Source organism: Bradyrhizobium sp. JYMT SZCCT0428 (assembly GCF_018131075.1).
GTDB lineage: Bacteria > Pseudomonadota > Alphaproteobacteria > Rhizobiales > Xanthobacteraceae > Bradyrhizobium.
Genome location: NZ_JAFCLS010000137.1, coordinates 1 through 3,781, shown reverse-complemented (window position 1 = coordinate 3,781; position 3,781 = coordinate 1). Strand labels below are relative to the sequence as shown.

At 57.3% G+C, this 3,781-nt stretch carries 1 pseudogene; it reads right to left on the bottom strand.

Annotated elements, in window-relative coordinates:
- Window positions 1-2,628: 2,628 nt before the first annotated feature.
- Window positions 2,629-3,775: pseudogene (locus tag JQ575_RS43890) on the bottom strand (IS3 family transposase); the annotation flags it as partial.
- Between the last annotated feature and the right edge of the window lie 6 nt (window positions 3,776-3,781).

The following is a 3,781-nucleotide window of genomic DNA, read 5'->3' as shown; positions in this document are numbered from 1 at the left end:
GTCGCTGCTTGCCCGGCACCGCTCACGTTCACGGTACCAGGCAGAGTCAGGAAAGTTGGTGTCGGTGCCGTCGTATCGGTCATGATCCCTCTGTTGCAATTTCATTGGTCACTCGGGCGCAAGTTGATCCTGCGCAGAGGCGACTTCCCGTCGTTACTTCGCGCCAAAAACTTGTTGTCTTGAGCCAATTGAGCATGTCGCGAAAACTCTCCTACGCGGAGACACACTTCCGGTGTTGGCAGATGTTGCAAAGATTTTTGGAGGGAGGCGAAAGAAATTTTTAGAGCGCTGACGCGTTTTGCGCGGCGACGTAAGTATCACTTCATTCAAAATCGATCGCGAACCTCCGTAGTTGTACTGAAAAGCGACGCAGCAGCCAGGTTAATCAGCCAGTGATTGCCGAACAAACGCAAGTAGCAATTATGAGTACACGCCCACCCCCATTCTGTCCATCCGACGCGCGGCGCTGATCACTCGGAAAAACTGGCCAATTAATCCTCCACCCAACTCGCGCAGTCGACTGTGTTTCAGCCCTGCCCGATCGCATTGGTGCGAGCGGCGGCGATGTGGATCAAGCAGGCCGAAGGCCCACTCACGGATTCAAAACAAGCCGCTCAGGAACTAGCGGAGATCGCCGGCGTTTCATCCACGGGCGTAGGAGGGGGCGAATAACGACCTCGTCGAATGATCTTGATGACGCAGCCCTTTTAATTAAGCGGCGCTCCTCCTCGAACGACCACCAGCGCAACTAAAATATTTCTTCGCGGGCATGCATTTTGCCGTCATCCAAGACAGTTAATTCCGCTTCTCCAGCCATCAGATTCTTTCGGTCTTCCAGCTTCATCGCGTTCATCGATAGGTTGCCCGATATTCTGTCGATCGTGCCATAGATCGATGTTGTGTTGCTCTCAAAGCCGAAAGCAATCTGCGTGTCGTTGAGCCTGATGATAGGGTACGCGGGAGGCCCAGCAGCAGCCTGCCTTCATGGGGGAAAATGAGCCATGGTTGCCGCTGCTTCAAAGTTAGAATTGATCCGCCTTGAAAGCGAAGTTTGCGACGTGGCAGATATGCTTGTCATAGATGATTGCTTGAGGATTTCGGGCTCGCGATCCACCAGTTCCGCCCAAAGGCGCATGCCATTAGTCCTGGAGTGACTGTGAACGGCATCACGGTCGCGGCAAGAGCGGCTAGTTAGGATGGCTCATTGGGGAGGCAGAATGGGTCCGCCCTCAACTAGGCATCGAGACTGACAAATGCACGTTGATAACCAGCAGACTTCACTTACCGAAGCCGAATTAGACCAAGTGAACGGCGGCGGTTTTCAGAGATAGGGGTGGTCCTCGGTCTTGCGATAACTGGCGGCATCGCTGCCGGCATCATTTACACGGACAACGTAGGGACTCTAAAAGGCGGTGCATCGTTAACAATAGTACGAATTCGTTGATGCGCAGCTCATCAACCATGTTCTCGATATGCAAACCTCCTCCGAAAAGGACGTAAGCTACAACTTGTCGTTTACGTCCGATGCTTGATCAATAGAGGCAAGGTTCAAGCCCGCCGCTTCACGCCCGGCGGGTTTTTTTCCTTGCCCGGCGAGGTTAGATTGATACTTGGTGCCCTCACGCGGCCAGAGCAATGCTTACTTCCCGCACAACCGGCGGGGCTTTTTTTTATGGCCGCGGAATTTTGCCGGAACGTCTGTGACTGCAAACGTGGTGTTGGCGCCGAACATTTCCCGCGCGACGTCATTCAGCTGTGGTCGGTGAGATTGACTTGACCACGGCCGAAAGCCGCGTCGGGTCATTTTCGAAGGCTTCGGTGTCGCGAAAGACCGGGCAACGTCTCGGGCGCGCTCCTGGATGTCGCGCGGGATCTTGCGAAACGGGACCTTCGGACAGCATAGCGATTTGAGTTCGCAGCCGTCGCAATCATGCTTCCTCGCCAGATAGAGCAGCGTGGTTCCGTCATTCACCAATGTCCCGGTCGTCGTCAGGGTTTTCCCGCCGGGCAGTGGTAGACATCACTTGCTGGATCATATCGAAAGTTGCTGCGCGAGAACGTGCCATCATCTCGTTTTGATCTGTCGGACACGGGGATATGGGAGCCAGCGGGGCCTATCCCGACGTTAAGGGCAGGTGTAGCTTCGTCGAGACGTTAGGATGGCGTGGTCCGCTCACCTTTCTCAAGAGGTTCGAACATGGCAAGGCACCTTTTCTTCGTAGTTACTCTCATAGGCACCGGAGTGCTGTTCAACTCAGCGACAGAAGCAAACATCTTTCAATGTGATAATCGATTCGCAAATTGCGTGGGCGGGTGTGCCAACTTCACGGGTGGGGCTGGTGACTTCAGAGGGCATCAGAACAAATGCATGGTCTCCTGCAACCGGCAGGTATCCACATGTCTAATACGCGCTGACGAGCGTTGGCGCCGTGAATACCCCGGGGTGCACTGAGGTCAGTTCCAATCGCCGCCGCCCATAAAGCGTTGCGATAAGCGCTACAGCGTTTTAGGGGGAGGCGGAGCGAAGGGATTATAGGGAATAGGAAACCGAGGGGGAGGTGGCGTCGCCTGACCTTGCCCCCAAGTTTTATCCGATCCCGAGTTCGCTCTTGGCGTTTGGGTTGCCGGGTGGGCGGTGGTAGCGACGGGAGCTGGCGCGGAGCCATCGGCATAGCGCAGCGCCAGATCCCGGCGCGGATTGCAAGTGAAGGCGTACTCGGAAGGTGTCTTCCATCCGAGCTGAGAATGGGGGCGTGAGCCGTTGTAGTCGGCGCGCCAGCATCCAAGGGCAACGCGAGCCTGCGCCTGCGAAGAGAACAGCGTTTCGTTTAACAATTCATCCCGTAGCCGGCCGTTAAAGCTCTCGATGAAGGCCTTCTGCATCGGTTTGCCCGGCGCGATGTAATGCCATTCGACGCGGGCTTGGTCCGCCCATGTCAGGATGGCGTTACTGGTAAGCTCGCTGCCATTGTCGCTGACGATCATCTTCGGCTTGCCGCGCTCGATCATCAGCCGATCCAGTTCCCGCGCCACGCGGACCCCGGAGAGTGAGGTTTCGGCCACCAGCGCCAGGCTTTCTCGGGTGCAGTCATCGACGATGGCAGGATGCGGAAGCGGCGGCAGTCGGTGAGTTGATCCGACACGAAGTCGAGCGACCAGCGTTCGTTGGGCGCCATCGGAACCAGTATCGGCGCACTGGTTCCGATGGCCCGCTTGCGGCCGCCACGGCGGCGCACCGCCAGCTTCTCCTCCCGATAGACCCGGAACAGCCTCTTGTGGTTGATCGCGTAGCCCTCCCGCTTGAGCAGAACATGCAGGCGTCGGTAGCCGAAACGGCGGCGTTCCTGGGCGATCGCCTTCATGCGCTGACGAAGGCCGGCATCATCCGCCCGGGTCGTCTGATATCTCATGGTCATGCGGCAGCAGCCGATGGCTTTACACGCCCGCCGTTCGCTCATCCCATGGGCTTCCACCAGATGAGCGACAGCTTTCCGATTCCCCGCGGGCGTCACCATTTCTTTCCCAGGAGATCCTTCAGCGCCACATTATCCAGCAGGGCGTCAGCCAGCAGCCGCTTCAGCTTCGCGTTCTCGTCCTCCAGCGACCGCAGCCGCTTGGCCTCAGAGACGTCCATCCCTCCGAATTGGGCCTTCCATTTGTAGATGCTGGCGTCGCTGACGCCATGCTTGCGGCAGAGATCGGCGACCGGGACCCCGGCCTCGTGCTCCTTCAAAACCCCGATGATCTGTTCTTCCGTAAATCGATTGCGCTTCATGCTCCG